This window comes from Pseudoalteromonas sp. NCIMB 1079, assembly GCF_040567695.1.
Classification (GTDB): Bacteria; Pseudomonadota; Gammaproteobacteria; order Enterobacterales; family Alteromonadaceae; genus Pseudoalteromonas; species Pseudoalteromonas distincta.
Window position 1 is genome coordinate 224,081 of sequence record NZ_JBEWZA010000002.1, and the last position, 18,116, is coordinate 242,196.

The following is an 18,116-nucleotide window of genomic DNA, read 5'->3' on the forward strand; positions in this document are numbered from 1 at the left end:
ATTTTTTATATTAATACCCTTTTTTGGGTATAACGGCATTTGCTTGCGACATCGACTAAAAATTTAATGCAAATAAGGCAGCTAAGCTGCCTTAAAACTATACATTATTTATTTTGCAAATGAACTCCTGCAATCATGCACCTAACTGAGCCACCAGCCGACTCAATAGTAGGTATAGGTAATGGCACAAGCTTAGCCGTTTTTTGTATAACTGTTATTTGTGCCGGTGTAAGTGCATTAAACGCAGTTTGCGATAAGGCTAAAATACGACCATTTTTACCCTGTAGCTCAATAGCATTGCCACAAAAGTTATTAATTTGCTCAAGCGTTAAATCGATAACTTGATGATGGCTTTTCAAAAAATGTTTAGCTAACTGTGCACGTTGTTCAATTGGCACCATATTTAAACTGATCATTACAAATTTTGTAGCAATACACATTAAAACATTAGTGTGATAAACCGCAGTTCCTTGCTCGTCATATGCGTTAAACACTATAGGTGATAGTTTTAATTGCTCACATATTGTATTAACCACCGACTTGGTAGTTCTTTTTGATTCTACCGCGTAAGCGAGTTTATTTTGATGATCGACAACCAGTGAACCAGTGCCTTCAAGAAATGAATTTTCTTTCGATAAAAATGAATAATCAGTCACTGAAGATACTTTATAGTGATCCGTTAAAAAATCAATAATATCTTTTCGATATTCTAACCTTCTGTTTTCTACAAACATTGGATAGATTATTAATTGGCCACTTTGATGAGTTGAAAACCAATTGTTAGGAAAAACTGAATCGGGAGTGTGTGTTTGCTCATCTTCAAAAAGGTGAACTGTTACCCCTTCATTTTTTAATATTTGTACGGCATTAGTCACTTCTTTAAATGCTTGTTCACTTTGATTTTGTGCTAAGCATTCACTTTGAAATGCGTTATCGAGCATTGTGTGTGGGTTAGATGTAAAGTGATGTGGCCTTACCATCACTACAGCTCTGGGGGCTTGGTTTACTTCGCTCATGCCACGTGCTCTTTTACTAATGGTTGATCACTAAGCACTGAAAATAAATTACGAGGGTCCGCTTGTTGTGTAATTAAATCAAGCAAAGCAAACTCGCCCGTTTTAATTAGCTCATCGCGTATAAATACCAGTGCTGTAAAGTCTTCGCTCGCAAAGCCAACGCCGTCAAAAATGGTTAATTCATCTTGGCTAGTACGCCCAAGCGACTGCTTATTAATAACTTTATGAAACTCAGTTACTGTAAAGCTTGGACTCATTTGTTGAATTTCGCCCTCTATTCGAGTTTGTGGCTCGTACTCAACAAATACATTAGCACGCTCAAGCAATCTAGCATCTAACTCTGTTTTACCTGGGCAATCACCACCTATGGCATTAATGTGCACACCTTGTGGGATCATGTCATTTGTTAAAATAGTGGCGTTAGTTTTATCAGCAGTACAGGTAGTGATAATATCTGCCCCTTTTACTGCCTCTTGTACACTATTACAAATAGCCACGTTTAACCCGCATGCACTTAAATTAGCAAATGCTTTTTTAGAGGCGCTTTTATCTATATCGTATAAACGAATATGCGTAATACCTAGTACCGCTTTAAAAGCGAGTGCCTGAAACTCTGATTGAGCGCCATTGCCTATTAAAGTAAGGGTTGTTGAGTTTTTAGGTGCTAAATATTTAGCTACCATTGCAGAAGTTGCAGCTGTACGTAGTGCTGTTAGTAAACACATTTCGCTTATCATAACCGGATAGCCACTATCTACATCTGCTAAAATACCAAATGCAGCGACTGTTTGAAGTTCTCTAAAGGTGTTTTTTGGGTGACCATTTACATATTTACAGCTGAACATTTGGCCATCACTTACAGGCATTAGCTCTATTACACCCTCTGGTGAGTGTGCTGCATAGCGAGGTGACTTATCAAACTCAGTCCAACGGGCAAAGTCGGTTTCTAATTTATGTGTTAGATCTAGCAAAACGTTTTCGACCCCTAAGCTATTTATAAGCTTAGCCATTGCCTGAACGCTAATAAATGGAACGCCTTGTTTTGGCTGTGCTATAAAATGACTCATGCTGAAACCTCTTGAATAATGTATTAGTTAATTTAAAACAAGTTTAGCGAGGCTACGTGCTATTTAATATGGCAATTAATTACACAAATAGTACTAATTTTTATCATTTTGCTATGCAGTTATGTACAATTTATGTATTTTGGTCAGTAACTTCTTTTAAAGGTTTGATTTATGACTCCTTATATTTATGACTCTCTTGATAATGCTTTAATAGCTGAATTACGAAAAGACGGCCGCGCTTCTATTTCAGCTTTAGCCGGTTCTTTAAATGTATCACGCGGGACAGTGCAAAATAGGTTAGACAGATTAGTTAGCTCAGGCGCAATATTAGGGTTTACTGTACGCGTTCACGAACACATAGAAACAGAAGCCGTGCGCGCAATTATGATGATAGAAGTCGTTGGTAAATCTACCTCACAAGTAATTAAAACAATGCGCGGAATACCCGAGCTTATAAAATTACACACCACCAATGGTGCATGGGATTTAGTTGCAGAGCTTCAAGCTGCAAATTTAAGTGAGTTTGATGGAGTGCTAAGGCAAGTACGCGAAATTGATGGTATTTTAAATAGTGAAACAAGCATATTGCTTTCATCAACTTAAGTTATTTTTAATATTTAAAAGAATACTTAAATGACACCCATTTATAATGTTTTAAGTATTCACAGCCAGATTCAAGGTCGAAGTGCACCACCTTTACTAAACTATAAGTTCAGGAGGTGTGCCATGGGTACCCAATATTCACATTTATCTAACTTTGAACGTTGTCGTTTATTTGAGTGGTATCATTACCAAAAAAAATCAATACGTGAGGTGAGCCGATTACTAAATCGCTCACATAGCACTATTAGCCGAGAGTTAAAGCGTAATAAATATGATTATTACGTACCAACTTATTACCCTCATCCAGCTCAAATGTATTACGAAGTAAGGGTAAGGGAGAGAGCTAAGCGAGTTAAGCTTAAGTCTGTTGAAGCTCAACGATATGTGACTGATAAGCTCAAGCTTGGGTGGAGTCCAGAGATCATAGCTGGGCGAATAAAATTTGATAAAACCTTACCCAACGTATCTCACGAGGCCATTTATCAATATATATATACAAGAATGAACCATCACTTATTGTGTATTTAGCTAGGCAACATAAAAAACGTAAGAAAAAATATCCAACCCGTAAAACGAAAACAGTTTGGGGTCAAAGATGTAGTATTTTAGACAGGCCAGATGACATTAATCTCAGAAAAAACTTTGGGCATTGGGAAAGTGACTCTGTTGAATCTAGCGACAGAAAATGTGCGCTGAATGTGTTACTTGAACGAGTTTCTAGAGTGTGTCATATCACCAAATTACCATCTAAAAAAGCTCTAGCGACATCGAATGCAATATGTAAAAAACTATCTATTTACCCACCGAGTGCTTGTTTATCGATAACTTATGACAATGGCTCTGAAAATACAGAGTTTAAAAAAGTAGAAGCCATTTTGAAAAATAAATCTTATTTTTGTGAGCCTTACCACAGCTGGGAAAAAGGTGCTGTAGAACAAATAAATGGTTTAATTAGAAGGTATTACCCGAAGAAAACAAACTTTAGCAAAGTAAGCCATCAGCAATTAAAAAAAGTAGAGGAACAACTAAATAATCGCCCTAGAAAATGTTTAGGATTTAAAACACCAAATGAAGTCTATAATGAATTAGGTGGTGCACTTCCAATTAGAATCTAGGGGTTGATAAATGTACAAATTAGGGTGGGAGTCATTTAAATAAAAGGCATTTAAATGAATAATACTGCAACTTTTAGTCGCAGTATTATTCATGATTTGGGAATCCGATTGGCTTAATTGTAACTATACTCGCTTTGTGAGTAATTATGCGTATTGCTGATCTCAGATTGGCTTTGCTGCGCTAAATAAGATCGACCTGCAGCTAAGCCTAATTTATGATCAAAACGTAAATCGTTATTTGAACTACCTAATAATTTGCTATGCAGTTTTTCGTCTGCAAAAATTTGTATTATTTCCACATCACTTGGTGGATTTGCAATAAACTCAAGCTCATCTAAATACGCTTTTTCGTGCTGTATCAAGTAGTCCAATGTTTTTGGACAATAGCCTGATGCTATAGCAAATGTTCTTAGCTTTTGTACCCATGCAGATTGCGCTTGAAAATTAGCGTCAACCGTTCTTATTACAACAATTTTACGAGCACCTCGGTTGTAAGCCTCACGCACGGGGAGTGGAGCGGCTAAACCGCCGTCTAGATAAAAATCGCTCTGTGCTTGTTCTTCAACAAGATGTGTTTCATTCGCTGCTTTTACGTTTAACCAAGGTGTTAACTTTACACCTTGTTTGTATAAAAACGGAAGTGCGCTAGAAGCCTTTAACAAATCACGCCATTGACTGCTATCACCTGTAGGCGATAAGTAATAAGCTTTTCTGTCTCGTGCATTTGTGGCTGTTATAAGTAGTTCACGCTCACCTAAACTAGTTTTCGCTGTTTTGAAATCTATAGCTCTGTTTACTTCAGTGGTTTTGTCAAAGTACCAATCTAGATCAACTATATGCTTACCCACTAATCCGCGACCAAGCTGAAAAAAACGCTTATTACGCGAAAGTCCTCTAATCAGGCGTTTAGCGTAGCCTTTTTGACGCGCTAAGTAGCTAGTTAAGTTTTGTGAACCCGCTGAAGTACCAATGAATAAATCAAAAGGGTCATAGCTTTGCTCTAACCACGCATCAAGTACGCCAGCTGTGAATATCCCTCGCTGCCCGCCACCTTCAGCAATCAGAGCAACTTTTGGTTGCGCTGTTTTGTTAACTGAATTAGCTGTTGCGGTGTTTAGAGAGTTCACGGTGTACCTGCCTTTAATTTTATGATGTCTGGTTTAATAGCTACATTATAAAAAACAAAAGTGATATCTTAAAATTGATTGTTTAAATCAGTTCAATTGAAAAAACAGAACGGTATATAAAGCAAAATATGTACTAAAAATAGCAATCAAATTTACTTTTAATATTTAAATAACAAATACAGACATCACTTAAAGTTAATAAAATGAGTTAAAAAAGTTTAACTTTTGATGATGTCTGTATATTAACAAGCCCAGAGTGTACGCTTGCTTAACTAACTATATTTTAGTGTTTTATTTCCATTAAAATTTCGAGTGCACGGTGGCGTTTTTCACTATCAAACACATCATTCGTAAATATAAACTCATCAACTTCTAGCTGTTTAGCTATCATCTCTAACTTGTGTTTAATACTTACATGCCCGCCTACTACGCTTAGGCTTAAAAAGTTCTCTACATGAGCGCGCTCTTGTTCGCTCCATAACCCGTCCATGCTTTCAACAGGTGGTTTTAGCCACAGCTCATTACCGCGTATAAGTTCGAGTACACGTTGCTTAGAAGTAGTCGACAAGTATTGCGCTTCATCGTCGGTGTCTGCTGCCACTAAAGGCAGTGCAAGCATTACGTATGGCTTATCAAGTACGCTTGATGCTTTAAATTCGCGCTTATACAGCGCTATTGCGTCGTGCACAAAGCGCGGTGCAAAATGCCCTGCAAATACGTACGGTAACCCTTTTTGCGCTGCTAGTTGCGCGCTAAATAAACTCGAGCCTAATAACCAAATCGGAACTTTTGTGTCCTCACCCGGTATAGCGCGAACAGGGTGACTACCATCGTAAGGGCCTAATAAAGTTTGCAGTTCAGTGACTTCATCGGCAAAGTTTTCAGCGCGTCGTTCATCTCGGCGCAGAGCACGACTGGTTATATGATCGCTACCTGGTGCGCGGCCTAAACCTAAATCAATACGCCCAGGGTATAAACTCTCTAATGTGCCGTATTGCTCTGCAACAATCAGTGGCGGGTGATTTGGTAACATAACGCCACCAGCACCTACTCGTATAGTTTTAGTTTGCCCTGCTATGTGGCCAATTAATACAGAGGTTGCCGCGCAGACAATTCCCGGCATATTATGATGTTCAGCCATCCAAAATCGGTTAAAACCGAGTTCATCAGCTTTTTGTGCATAAGCGACACTATTTGCAAGAGTACTTGAGACGGTGGCATCTTCTTTCATTGGGCTAAGCTCAAGTAAAGAAAACGGTATTGCAGATAACCCAGACATGTTTACTCCTCATTGCCTTTAATTAAGTGATGAAGATAGTCAAAATAATTTAACCATCATTCCATTAATGGGTCTGCTGGGTGGTTAATTCAATCATTGATTTTAACTAATCAATTGATCCTGTCTATTAAGCTAAGTGCAGAGTGATTATTGCATTAGATGCACTTACACTCATTCAATGCAATTACACTCATTCAATGCAATTACAATACATAAATAAACTACACACGTTATTAGCTGTATCAAACATAACAATATGATTTATAAAAATTATTTTTATTTTAAATGTTTTGGATCAGGTATGCGTAATTGCTTAACGAGTGGGTGATTTATTTTTTTCATTTCTATTAATACTAATTGAGCAACTTCTCGAGCACCGAGTTCATTGAAATGGGTATTGTCTTCTACGCCTATAGGGTAATTTGGATGCAAGTTAGGTGCTATATGCATAAAACGTAAGCGTGAGTTGATCCCACCAAGCTTTTGAAAATACTGTTGGGTCACCCGTTCCATGTCAATAAAATCGACCCCTGTCTGTTTAGCTACATCTCTTACTATATCAGCGTAAATAGGATGGGTGTCCTTGATCTGACCTTTTTCATCAAAATAACGTCGCGTTACCGGGGTCATCAGTAATGGCTGTGCCTGCTTTGCTCTTACTTCAGCAATAAAATTAACTAGGTTTTTCTTATATTGCTCTGGTGTAGTGTAGCGGTCTACTTTCTGTTTTGACTGATCGTTATGACCAAATTGAATGATCACAAAATCATCTTTATTAAGTTCATTTATAATGCCCGCCCACAAGCCTTCACTGATAAAGGTACGTGTACTACGACCATTTTTAGCACGATTTTTAACGTCGATGCTATCATTAAAAAAGATACTAAAGGGCATTCCCCAACCTGTTTCAGGGTAATCCTTCACTTCTTTAATTGACATGGTTGAATCCCCTGCCATAAAAAGCTGAACTTTAGTAGTTGCTGACATACTTGAAAAACTCACCATGATAAATATTGCTGCTATTAATTTTCCCATTCTACTCGCTCTTTATTGTTTTTAAAAAATCAGTTTAGCTCTTTATAAAATTATCTTTTGTAATTGAGTGAAAAAATAATTTTACTTAATTGTGGTTGTCGTTATAAACATACCACCAACTGCCACCGGTGGCAAATAACAAGTTAAATCATGGTGCTGAATAAAATTAAACCAGTCCTTAATGTACTTTTACTGAAAAAAATGTAAATGAAGTATGAAAAATGTAATTTACTAGGTTTGACAATACGCTTTTTTAGATATAACTTGATTTTTATGCCACCGGTAGCAATTTTATTTCCCTGATATCGCTACTGATTAAGATAATAGTTTTATGACTTTTAATCATAGACTTACATTTTACTGGCTAGATAAAGTGATAAAAATAAAAGCTCAAATCAACAGCATAAAAAAGGAACACACAATGAAGACTGCAAATAAGTTCGTTATCAAACCACTTAACTGCATTGTTAGTGCCTTACTACTGGGCACAACATCGTATGCAATCGCAGCCGATGAACAGCCACAAACAGATACTAAAGCCCAAAATGACATAGAGTTAATTCAAGTAACTGGATTTAGATCATCATTAAATAAATCCTTAGCAACTAAACGTTTTGAAGTAAATACCACTGAATCCATCGCGGCTGAAGATATTGGTAAATTCCCTGATCTGAATATCGCAGAATCATTACAACGTATTCCTGGGGTAGCTATTTCTCGTGAAGGTGGTGAAGGACGTCAAATTACGTTGCGTGGCTTAGGTCCGGCTTTTACCCGCACAACACTTAATGGTATGGAAGTACCTGCTAGTACCGATGGCACCGACTCTGGTGGCGGCGTAAACGGTGGCCGTGCATTTGACTTTAATATATTTGCATCCGAACTATTTAATCGTGTTGATATCCAAAAAACGCCCACGGCCGCAACTGAAGAAGGTGGTATAGCGGGCACTATTGATATGTATTCTGCACGTCCTTTTGACACAACAGGCTTTCATGTTGCAGCGTCCGCGCAAGCCGGTTATAACGACCTCACTGAAGAAGTCGACCCACGGATGGTATTTATGATCAGCAACACATTTGCTGATGATACAATCGGGGCTTTATTCTCTGTCGCAAAATCTGAACGCACCGTACGCCAAGAAGGCTTTGGTACAGTTCGCTGGACCACCCCCGTACTCGATGGTGGCGGTATCTATGCTGACACCTCTAATACTGAAGTTATTGGCACACCCAATACAGGGGACTGTGAGTTCGAAGGTCAAACAGTCGATGCTGTGAACTGCTTATATACGCCTCGCCTGCCTCGCCCTGATTTTTTTGGTAATGAACAAGAACGTTTAGGCTTTACCGGTTCATTACAATATGCTCCTTACGATGATCTGGTCCTTACACTAGATACATTACATTCAACTCTTGATAATGACCGCACTATGTACAACTTTTTCGAGATGTTTAGAAACACATTCAGCGAAATTACTCCTGAATCGATTACGATTTCTGACAATGGAAAACAGGTCCAAGCAGCGACATTTAACGGCGTTAAATCTCGAGTAGAAAGCCGTCAGCAGATTTCAAAAACAAAATTTCAACAATACGTATTCTCAGCTAAATATCATTTATCTGATTACCTTCGATTAGACGCTATGGTGGGCACTGCTGAATCGGATGCTCGCTCTGAACAGTATCGTTATAACATGACTAATAACACACCTCATAGAGTATCGATGGATTTTGGCACCAGCAATAATACCGCTGTAATGAATTACGATTACGATACTCTAGATGCCAACTCTTTTGATTTAGCCGATGGGCGCTTACGTGCAACAGATGTACTGCGCGAAAATGACACCGCTAAAATTGATTTATCATACGAGATGGATATGATGAATATCAAAGGCGGTATAGCCTATAACGACAGAACGGTTAGTTACGATGAATCACAAATAAACGGTTTTCCTGATCAAGATTCTGCAGCTGGATTTTCTCAGCTAATACCCTACGATGATTTTGGCACCGGTTATGACGGCACGTTATCACCCTTTCTAGTGGCTGATTTTGATGCAATAAATTCACAGCTTTTACTTAAAGAGTGGGTGCCACGCAGTGCGCAGAGCTGGAAAGTTGAAGAAGAAACAATGGCTGCCTACATCGAAACAAATTTTGAGTATGAAATTTCAAGTATGCTGCTCAGAACTAATGCAGGTGTTCGTTATGTAAAAACTGAAACCACATCAACAGGTTTTATTCAAACTGATGCGGTATCAATCGACAATAGCTATGACAATATTTTACCAGTGCTAAATTTAGCCCTTGATGCAACCGATGATGTGATTGTAAGGCTGGGTTTATCTAAAACCATGACCCGCCCGAGTTTGAGTTCACTCAATCCTGGTAATCCATCGTTTTCTTATTTAAACGGCACTGTTAGTGCGGGTAACCCATTCTTAGACCCATTCACCTCTACCAATACAGACGTTGGTGTTGAATGGTACTTTGCAGAAGAGTCGCTATTAGCAGCAACAGCGTTTTACAAAGATATTGGCTCTTTTATAAAAAGTGATAGTGAAGAAAAACTCGTCGATCCTGCTTATTTACCCTTTATTGATAATGATCCGCAATATGATCCATCAAGTGCACTCGATCCTAGAACTACCCCTTACACACATTTCGTCCCTGTAAATGGTCAAGGAACTGTGATTAAAGGGCTAGAACTTATTTATCAGCAACCTTTTTCATTCCTACCTGGGTTGTTAAAAAATATGGGGTTAGTGTCTAACTATACGTATGTCTCTGCAGGTGAAATTACGGGTCTTTCTAAAAATTCTTATAACTTTACCCTGTATTATGAAGAAGAAAACTATGGCGCTCGTGCTTCAGTGAATAAACGCGACAATTACATCACTGATTACACAGGTAACAATGGTAATGCTGAAGAAGCGACATCTGGTCCAACACATTTTGACCTATCAGCCTTTTATAATATTAATGAAAATGTAACCGTAACATTTGAAGCAATTAACCTTACCGATGAGTATGAACGCCTGTATACCACGGGTGATGGTAGTTTAGATTTACCACGTGAATATAATCATACCGGTCGACAGTACTTTTTAGGAATACGCTACAACTTATAAAGCAATGCTTAAACTTTAAATTCCCCTAAAGTAAACAGCTTAATTAACATTTTAATTAAGCTGTTTTTCTATGACTAAGGTAGTGCACCAGTTATTTATAATTAAAACGTAGTGCAGCCGATGGCTAATAATCAGTTAAATCACAGTGCTTATAAATAATGTTGCACTTGAATGGTATTCGCACGCCATTGAAAATGTAAATTAAAGATGAATTATGTTATTTTTTTCGTTTGACATCACATCAATAACATTATACTTCTCACTTATACCACCGGTAACAAAAATAATTAATCAATACTTCGCTACATACTTTCTCGTTTTTTTCCCATTATGAATTATTAGGTTAGGTGTAATAAGAATCAGAACAAGTACATGACAAACACACTAATTCAAGTCATGTTAACTTAATAACAATAAGTAGAACGTGGAACCACTATGACAACCAGCACACATAATTTTAAACTTAGTAAGTTGATGACCAATTTAATACTCAGTGGCGCATTAACCAGTGGCTTAGCATATGCAGCGCCTCAAGATGAAGCTGTTGCTGATGATCAACTTAAAGTGATCGAAGTAAAAGGTTTTCGCGGTAGTATCAATGCCGCTTTAATGACTAAGCGTGAAGCCGTTGGTACACGTGAGACTATCATTGCTGAAGATATTGGTAAATTTCCTTACTTAAATGTTGCTGACTCACTTTCGCGTGTACCTGGTATCTCCATTGAAGAGGATGCAGGTGAAGGTCGTCAAATTACCATTCGCGGTTTAGGTTCTCGTTACGTCAAAACCACAATTAATGGTATGGAGTCGGCATCTGCTGGTGCTGCAACAGACGCTGCGGGTGGTTCAAATACATCTCGTGCATTTGATTTTAATGTATTTTCCTCTGAACTGTTTACCCAAATAGATATTAATAAAACCGTTTCTGCTGAACTTGAAGACGGTGGCATCTCAGGCAATGTTAACTTACAAACGGCGCTTCCATTTCAATATGATGGCTTTAAAGGGGCTTACAATGTCAATACTCGTTATAGTGATGTTGATGAGGATGTATCGCCTCGTGCTTTTTTTATGCTCGCTACAAGTTAACAGAAAAAATGAGTGTTTCATTTGAAGCCGTTAATTTAACAGATGAAAAACAAGATATGTGGAATGATATTTATACCCCTCGCCCTTATGAAAATCTGTCATCAGGTCGCCAGTTTTTACTGGGTGTAAGGGGCACTTTCTAAACTTAATTAACACATAGCCTCGTTAATTGAGGCTATGTCTGCAATATAATACTCCCCCCCGTGCATAATCGATGGTTTTTACTGTCGATTATTTTATTAGTTACTAATTTTAAATAACTTTTTCAAAAACAATAAATCTTTGATAATTTAAACTAAGTAGTAAAATGATATTGCCACCGGTGGCAATAACTGCTAATGTTAGCTTATTATAATAATTCCAATTTACAGCAGCAGGATACAAGATGAATAATCAACGACGCTATTTTCTCAAAGCATTAGCTTCTAGCACTTTGGTAACAGCAACTTTAATGGGCTGTCAGTCAGCACCTTTACTCAATGTTTTTGAAGCGCCTATTAGCGCAGACGATTGGCAAATGGCTGAACAAATAAAAGCCAACATTGTCGTCCCGACCTTCCCTGCTAAGCAATTTAATATTAAAGACTTTGGCGCTAAAGAAAATGGACAATATGATTGTACGCAAGCAATTAAAGGCGCCATTGAAGCCTGCCACGCACAAGGAGGTGGTCAGGTCTACATTCCAAATGGTACCTACTTGACCGGTGCCATTCATTTACTTTCTAACGTAAATTTACACTTGGCTGATAAGGCAATATTAAGTTTCAGCACTGATCCTAATCATTACTTACCCGAGGTATTTACTCGCTGGGAAGGCTTAGAAATGATGGGGTACTCACCACTGATCTATGCTTATGAGCAAGAAAATATTGCCATCACAGGTAAAGGAACACTCCAAGGAAATGGCGATAACCAAACGTGGTGGCCTTGGAAGGGACCACACAAGGAAGGCCATTGGGATTTAATTAAAGATAGTCAAGGTAAAGTATTGCACCAGCGTGAAGCACGGGATCAGTTGATGGTTGATGCCGAAGCTGGTGTGCCAGTAAGCGAACGTATATACAGTACTGGCGCCTATTTACGCCCTCCCTTTATTCAACCGTATAAATGTAAAAATATTTTAATCCAAGGTGTGACAATTAAAAACTCGCCATTTTGGTTAGTGAATCCGGTTTTATGCCAAAGTGTTACGGTTGATAAGGTTAATTTTTCAAGCCACGGGCCAAACTCTGATGGTTGTGACCCAGAGAGCTGCGATCATGTACATATTAAAAACTGTGTATTTGATACCGGTGATGACTGTATCGCGATTAAATCAGGGCGAAATGCAGACGGAAGACGTGTCGGTGTCCCCTCACAAAACATTGTTATTGAAAACTGCCATATGAAAGAAGGCCACGGTGGAGTGGTTATTGGTAGCGAAATATCAGGTGGTGTAAACAATGTCTTTGTGCAAAATTGTACTATGGACAGCCCGCATCTAGAACGCGCTATTCGTATCAAAACTAACTCAGTACGTGGCGGTTTGATCGAGCATATACGCATTCGTAATGTTGACGTTGGCACCGTTAAAAACGCTGTGGTGATCAACTTCTATTATGAAGAAGGCGATGCAGGACAATTCGATCCAACAGTTCGCGATATTCAAATTGAAAACTTACATTGTAAAAATGTGCTCAGTAAAGCGTTTTATCTTAATGGCTTTGAACGCGCACCAATTAACGATATTCATTTTAAAAACTGCCATTTTGACCAAGTAGGCAGTCAGTCAATCGTAGCTCATGTAAATAATATGAGTTTAGATAATGTCACTTTAAACAAACAGCCACTGACAATGGCGCAATTACAGCAATCATGATAGGAACCGATGTATGAACGCGTTTTCAACATTATTAGGCACCCAACCAATACTGCCTATAATACAAGCAAATAGTAGTGAAGAAGGTGTCGCTATTGCGACCGCGATGCATAAGGCGGGTATCCAATTAGTGGAAGTTGTGCTGCGCACGCCAGCGTCACTTGACGCATTAATCGCGATTAAAAAAGCACTGCCCGATTTATGTGTAGGTGCAGGCACCATTACCGATCAAGCGTTACTTGCAAAAAGCCTTGCCGCAGGCAGTGATTTTATTGTTACGCCTGCTATATCGCCACGGTTACTCGATGCCCTTAGCCAATCGTCGGTCCCTGTTGTGCCGGGTGTTTCAAACACCGCAGATATTTTACTTGCTAAAGAATATGGCTTTACTGAGCAAAAATTGTTTCCTGCTTCTTTGTGTGGTGGCGAACAGTTTTTAAAAGCAGTCAGCAGCGTATTTGCTGATATTCGCTTTTGCCCTACAGGCGGCATTAATGAGCAAAACTTTAAAGACTATTTAGCACTTAGCAATGTGATGGCCGTAGGAGGTACATGGATTGCACAACCACAATGGGTGCAAAGTAAAGACTATGAAAAAATCACTCAAGCCTGCCTTCAGGTACTAAACAACAACTAATTAACATATTGACTGCCATACGTTGACAGTGTAATTTACCCTTACATGCCACCGGTGGCAAAATACAAGCAGAACAGTTAAGGAATCTTCAATGCCGAGCAATATCGAACCTTTAGAGTTGCACCCAGATCGTTTATTTTCAAGCGATCCTAGCGTCGTTGCTATCGCTAGAAAGTTATATGAATCAATTAAAGACTTACCGATTGTTAGCCCACACGGTCACACTGATCCACGTTGGTTTAATGAAAATGAAAACTTCGGCAATGCAACCGAGCTGTTTATAAAACCCGATCACTATGTGTTTAGAATGCTCTACAGTCAAGGTATCCCAATGACTGATTTAGGTGTGCCAGAACATGGCCTTCAAGGCGATATGGCTCGCTCTAAAGCAGCTGAACCTGAAAAAGTATGGCAAATTTTTGCTGATAACTATCATCTATACGCAGGCACACCTAGCGGCTATTGGCTTGATGCCGTATTCAGCGATGTATTTGGTTTTACTGAAAAACTTTGCTCGGAAAATGGTCAGCACTATTATCAAAAAATTACAGCTGCGTTAGCAACACCTGAGTTCAAGCCTCATGCACTGATGGACCGCTTTAACATTGAACTGATTGCCACAACCGAAGGTGCTCTTGATCAACTCCCGCACCACCGTGCAATTGCAGGCTCTGCAATGGCAAAACGTGTGATCACCACCTTTAGACCGGATGATGTGGTTGATGCAAGCCGCGAAGATTTTATCGACAACGTAATTAAACTTGGTGAGATAACCGACCAAGATACATCAACTTGGCAAGGTTATTTAGCAGCAATTCAAATACGTCGTGATTACTTCCGTATTGAAGGCCGTGCAACAGCAACCGATCATGGCCACCCTACTGCATTAACTGCTGACTTATCTACAGCTGAGTGTGAAGCATTATTTGAAAAATGCCGAACAGGCAATTCATCTGAGCAAGAGCAAGAGTTATTCCGAGGTCAAATGCTTACTGAACTTGCAGGTATGAGCATTAAAGACGGCTTAGTGATGCAAATTCACCCTGGTGCCCATCGTAATCATAACCAAGCGGTATTTGATCAATTTGGCCGTGATAAAGGCTGTGATATTCCAAGCCAAACTGAATACGTAAATGCGTTAAAACCACTATTGAGTAAATACGGGAATCACCCGGATCTTAAAATCATCTTATTTACGTTAGATGAAACTACCTATAGTCGTGAACTTGCGCCACTAGCAGGTCACTACCCTAGCCTAAAATTAGGCCCAGCATGGTGGTTCCATGACAGCCCAGCAGGTATGCTACGTTTTAGACAGCAAACAACTGAAACAGCAGGTTTTTACAATACAGTTGGCTTTAATGACGACACCCGTGCATTTTTATCTATCCCCGCTCGCCATGATGTTGCACGCCGCGTTGACTGCCGATACTTGGCTGAATTAGTAGCTAATCATCAAATTAGTGAAAGCACTGCGCAGACACTCGCTTATCAACTAACCTATGGGCTAGTGAAAAAAGCATATAATCTCGATAAATAACAATAATAGAGCCACTTAATTTAAGTGGCTCAACCATTGAGGACACACCATGACTTTAAAAACATCACTGTTATCAAAGCGCATTATGATGGTAACAGCTCTAGGCTCTGGCCTTTTACTGGCTGCCTGCCAAGAACAAGCTGACCTTAAAAAACCATTGCAAGCAAGTGAGACTAACTCTCTCAGTAGCGCACTAGTTGCTAAAGTAGACATTGTTAATCCATCTTCGTTTAAGCGCCCTGATGAGCCAATCTATCTTAGCTATTACGATTTAGGCCTTAGCCAAACTGCGGCTGTAACTGTAAAAACAGCGCAGCAAGTGTTACCTAGCCAAGCAGTAGATATAAACTCGGACGGTGAGCTTGATGGTGTGTATTTTATTGTCGATTTAAATGATAAACCCATTGAAGTCACCATTACACAGCAAAGTAAACCAGTAATCACAGCACAAACAAAACGAGTTCAAGCTGATCTTGCCCATAAACAAGGTGGTCAATGGCAGCCTCATTCTCGTCCACCAAAACACCAAGTTGGTACAGGTAAAAAAGAGTATGTAGGCGGTGAATTTAAAAATGTTGATGAGTTAACACCACCTGATTATTACACCGATCATTCAAATTGGATCCGTTACGAAGGCCCTGGTATTGAGTCAGATAAAGTGGGCTATCGTTTTTACCTTGATTGGCGCAATGGCTTTGACATTTTTGGTAAATTAACCGCAGCCCCCGTGTTACATACTGTTGGCCTTGATGATTATGACTCTTATCATGACAAACAAGATTGGGGAATGGACATTCTCAAAGTGGGTAAGTCTTTAGGAGCTGGCGGATTTGGTTTGCTGGGTAGTAATGATGAGCTGGAACATGTCGCTGATGTGAACCAACGCACAGCGCGGATTATTGAAAATGGTGATTTACGCGCCAGTATCCAAATTGAGTATCAAGGCTGGCAAAACAGTTATCAACAGCAAGATTTAACCGCTAATATTAGTATGCATGGCGGCTCACGTTTAGCACATGTAGAACTGAGCACTGATAAAGACTTGTCTAATTTAGTGGCCGGTGTGGTCAAACACCCTGAGACTGAGTTTATTCAAGGTGATCTCGATGCAATGAGTAATTATGGCTACAGTTATATTGCCAGTTGGGGCAATCAAAGTTTAGATAAATCAGCGTTAGGTATGGCGGTTTTTTTTAAAAAAGGCGATATTATTGACGTACACCAAGATAAAAATAACTACCTTGCAGTACTAAAACCAAAAGGACAAAGTACACAGCATGTAGATTACTATTTTGCCTCAGTGTGGCAACCTGAAAGTGGTATCAACGATAAAGAAAGCTTTATTAAGTACCTTGATCAACAAGCTGAAAGATTGACGATTAAACCACGTATTACTTTGCATACCACAGTTACAGCAAAAAAAACGACTCAACCGCTTAATGATAAATTAGCCCTTGAATGGGCTCGCGCCCTTGCCGATTCAGAGCTGAAAAGAAAAACACTAGGCTACCATGCCAATGGCTGGGATGTTAACCGTAAGCGCAGCCCAAAGTTTGAATACGACATTATCGGTTTACAACCTTATGCTTATTATCAATTAGGGCTGGCAACTGATGAACAAGCTTATAAGGATGTGATTGCGCATGTTACTGGCAGCTTTATTGATCAGCAAGGGAAAATCAGCGCCTATAAACAAAGCAATTTCAATATTGATAATATTCCACCCGGTCGCAACCTTATTCAGCTATACCAAGATACCCAGCAGCAACAATACTTATCCGCTGCAAAAGCTTTGCGAGCACAATTACAGTTACAGCCACGTACATCACAAGGCGCATTTTGGCACAAAAACAAATATCAACATCAAGTGTGGCTAGATGGCGTTTACATGGGTATGCCTTTTTTAGCCCAGTACGGTAGCTTATTTGAAACGGGCCACCAGCAACAAGAAACCTTTTCAGAGGTTGTAAACGAATTTAAGCTCACTCGCGAAGCACTACGCGATCCAAAGACAGGGTTGTACTATCACGGTTGGGATGAATCTAAACAGAAAGCATGGGCGAATAAACAAACCGGTGTTTCCGCAGAGTTTTGGGGCCGTGGTATGGGTTGGCTCGCTATGGCAGTGGTTGATGTACTCGATTACATCCCAGCAAAAAACACAGAGCAACGCGATACCTTACTCGCCATGGTAAAAGAGTTGGCCACTGATATAGCCAAAGTTCAAGATACTGATACCGGCACATGGTGGCAAGTTTTAGACAAACCAACGGCTTTAGGTAACTACCAAGAGTCAACTGCAACTGCAATGTTCGCTTACTTTTATGCAAAAGCACTTAATAATGGCTATATCGATGCTGATTATCAAGGCACCGCGCTTGCAGCCTATCAAGGTTTACTTAACCAATTTACATTAGCCCATAGTGATGGCACGGTGAGTATGACCAACCAATGCTATGTTGCAGGTCTTGGCTTTGGCCGTGATGGTAGTTATCACTATTATATGAGCGAGCCGGTCAGCAATAATGATCCTAAAGGAAATGGTCCCTTCATTCTAGCAGGCCTTGAAGTAGCTAAGCTTCTAGCTGGTAACAACTAACCAGTCATAGATTAG

Annotated in this window: 15 protein-coding genes; 10 read left to right on the plus strand and 5 right to left on the minus strand. The window is 39.4% G+C overall.

The window, feature by feature from the left end; translation table 11 throughout:
• Positions 1-104: 104 nt before the first annotated feature.
• Both ctlX and ocd read right to left on the minus strand, forming a co-directional pair.
• Positions 105-1,016: a citrulline utilization hydrolase CtlX gene (ctlX, locus tag ABX891_RS17750; protein WP_165742682.1), complete on the minus strand. Its 912-nt coding sequence runs from the start codon at positions 1,014-1,016 to the stop codon at positions 105-107.
• Positions 1,013-2,083, minus strand: a complete 1,071-nt coding sequence (gene ocd, locus ABX891_RS17755; RefSeq protein WP_165742681.1) for an ornithine cyclodeaminase — start codon at positions 2,081-2,083, stop codon at positions 1,013-1,015. Before ocd ends, ctlX begins: the two co-directional genes overlap by 4 nt.
• A 171-nt stretch (positions 2,084-2,254) precedes the next feature.
• On the opposite strand from ocd, the gene ABX891_RS17760 reads away from it, so the two are divergent.
• The 3 genes from ABX891_RS17760 to ABX891_RS17770 all read left to right on the plus strand — a co-directional run bounded on the left by ABX891_RS17760 (position 2,255) and on the right by ABX891_RS17770 (position 3,801).
• Positions 2,255-2,686, plus strand: a complete 432-nt coding sequence (locus tag ABX891_RS17760) for an Lrp/AsnC family transcriptional regulator (protein ID WP_007377579.1) — start codon at positions 2,255-2,257, stop codon at positions 2,684-2,686.
• 123 nt (positions 2,687-2,809) lie between these two features.
• A complete protein-coding gene (locus ABX891_RS17765) occupies positions 2,810-3,214 on the plus strand; it encodes a helix-turn-helix domain-containing protein (protein WP_354630260.1) in 405 nt (134 codons plus the stop codon).
• Positions 3,205-3,801, plus strand: a complete 597-nt coding sequence (locus ABX891_RS17770; RefSeq protein ID WP_354630261.1) for an IS30 family transposase — start codon at positions 3,205-3,207, stop codon at positions 3,799-3,801. The genes ABX891_RS17765 and ABX891_RS17770 overlap by 10 nt, the downstream gene beginning before the upstream one ends.
• A gap of 113 nt (positions 3,802-3,914) precedes the next feature.
• Here ABX891_RS17770 and ABX891_RS17775 read toward each other — a convergent pair whose 3' ends face one another.
• From ABX891_RS17775 to ABX891_RS17785, 3 genes are all read right to left on the minus strand, one after another.
• On the minus strand, positions 3,915-4,928 hold the full coding sequence (locus ABX891_RS17775; RefSeq protein WP_354630262.1) for a patatin-like phospholipase family protein: 1,014 nt from the start codon (positions 4,926-4,928) through the stop codon (positions 3,915-3,917).
• A gap of 283 nt (positions 4,929-5,211) precedes the next feature.
• Entirely contained in the window at positions 5,212-6,207 is a 996-nt protein-coding gene (locus tag ABX891_RS17780; protein WP_165742678.1) for an LLM class flavin-dependent oxidoreductase, read from the minus strand.
• A gap of 276 nt (positions 6,208-6,483) precedes the next feature.
• A complete protein-coding gene (locus ABX891_RS17785) occupies positions 6,484-7,242 on the minus strand; it encodes a rhamnogalacturonan acetylesterase (RefSeq protein ID WP_354630263.1) in 759 nt (252 codons plus the stop codon).
• A gap of 421 nt (positions 7,243-7,663) precedes the next feature.
• Between ABX891_RS17785 and ABX891_RS17790 the strand changes: the two genes are divergently transcribed.
• The 7 genes from ABX891_RS17790 (at position 7,664) to ABX891_RS17820 (ending at position 18,101) form a co-directional block, all read left to right on the plus strand.
• Positions 7,664-10,378: a TonB-dependent receptor gene (locus tag ABX891_RS17790; RefSeq protein ID WP_309169148.1), complete on the plus strand. Its 2,715-nt coding sequence runs from the start codon at positions 7,664-7,666 to the stop codon at positions 10,376-10,378.
• A gap of 435 nt (positions 10,379-10,813) precedes the next feature.
• Complete coding sequence (locus tag ABX891_RS17795) at positions 10,814-11,467, plus strand: TonB-dependent receptor plug domain-containing protein (RefSeq protein ID WP_231619925.1); 654 nt, start codon at positions 10,814-10,816, stop codon at positions 11,465-11,467.
• Between the two features lie 8 nt (positions 11,468-11,475).
• Positions 11,476-11,610, plus strand: a complete 135-nt coding sequence (locus ABX891_RS17800; protein WP_269435818.1) for a hypothetical protein — start codon at positions 11,476-11,478, stop codon at positions 11,608-11,610.
• 242 nt (positions 11,611-11,852) lie between these two features.
• Complete coding sequence (locus tag ABX891_RS17805) at positions 11,853-13,325, plus strand: glycoside hydrolase family 28 protein (protein WP_165742675.1); 1,473 nt, start codon at positions 11,853-11,855, stop codon at positions 13,323-13,325.
• 13 nt (positions 13,326-13,338) lie between these two features.
• A complete protein-coding gene (eda, locus tag ABX891_RS17810; protein ID WP_064664870.1) occupies positions 13,339-13,962 on the plus strand; it encodes a bifunctional 4-hydroxy-2-oxoglutarate aldolase/2-dehydro-3-deoxy-phosphogluconate aldolase in 624 nt (207 codons plus the stop codon).
• A 91-nt stretch (positions 13,963-14,053) separates the two neighbouring features.
• Entirely contained in the window at positions 14,054-15,502 is a 1,449-nt protein-coding gene (uxaC, locus tag ABX891_RS17815) for a glucuronate isomerase (protein ID WP_354630264.1), read from the plus strand.
• Between the two features lie 49 nt (positions 15,503-15,551).
• Positions 15,552-18,101, plus strand: coding sequence for a DUF4861 family protein (locus tag ABX891_RS17820; protein WP_354630265.1), 2,550 nt, complete (start codon positions 15,552-15,554; stop codon positions 18,099-18,101).
• Positions 18,102-18,116: the final 15 nt, after the last annotated feature.

Coding starts and splice junctions, on each gene's coding strand:
- ABX891_RS17785 (WP_354630263.1), bottom strand. CDS start 7,242: ATGGGAAAATTAATAGCAGCAATATTTATCATGGTGAGTTTTTCAAGT.
- ABX891_RS17805 (WP_165742675.1), top strand. CDS start 11,853: ATGAATAATCAACGACGCTATTTTCTCAAAGCATTAGCTTCTAGCACT.
- eda (WP_064664870.1), top strand. CDS start 13,339: ATGAACGCGTTTTCAACATTATTAGGCACCCAACCAATACTGCCTATA.
- ocd (WP_165742681.1), bottom strand. CDS start 2,083: ATGAGTCATTTTATAGCACAGCCAAAACAAGGCGTTCCATTTATTAGC.
- ABX891_RS17760 (WP_007377579.1), top strand. CDS start 2,255: ATGACTCCTTATATTTATGACTCTCTTGATAATGCTTTAATAGCTGAA.
- ctlX (WP_165742682.1), bottom strand. CDS start 1,016: ATGAGCGAAGTAAACCAAGCCCCCAGAGCTGTAGTGATGGTAAGGCCA.
- ABX891_RS17790 (WP_309169148.1), top strand. CDS start 7,664: ATGAAGACTGCAAATAAGTTCGTTATCAAACCACTTAACTGCATTGTT.
- ABX891_RS17800 (WP_269435818.1), top strand. CDS start 11,476: ATGAGTGTTTCATTTGAAGCCGTTAATTTAACAGATGAAAAACAAGAT.
- ABX891_RS17795 (WP_231619925.1), top strand. CDS start 10,814: ATGACAACCAGCACACATAATTTTAAACTTAGTAAGTTGATGACCAAT.
- ABX891_RS17780 (WP_165742678.1), bottom strand. CDS start 6,207: ATGTCTGGGTTATCTGCAATACCGTTTTCTTTACTTGAGCTTAGCCCA.
- ABX891_RS17820 (WP_354630265.1), top strand. CDS start 15,552: ATGACTTTAAAAACATCACTGTTATCAAAGCGCATTATGATGGTAACA.
- uxaC (WP_354630264.1), top strand. CDS start 14,054: ATGCCGAGCAATATCGAACCTTTAGAGTTGCACCCAGATCGTTTATTT.
- ABX891_RS17765 (WP_354630260.1), top strand. CDS start 2,810: ATGGGTACCCAATATTCACATTTATCTAACTTTGAACGTTGTCGTTTA.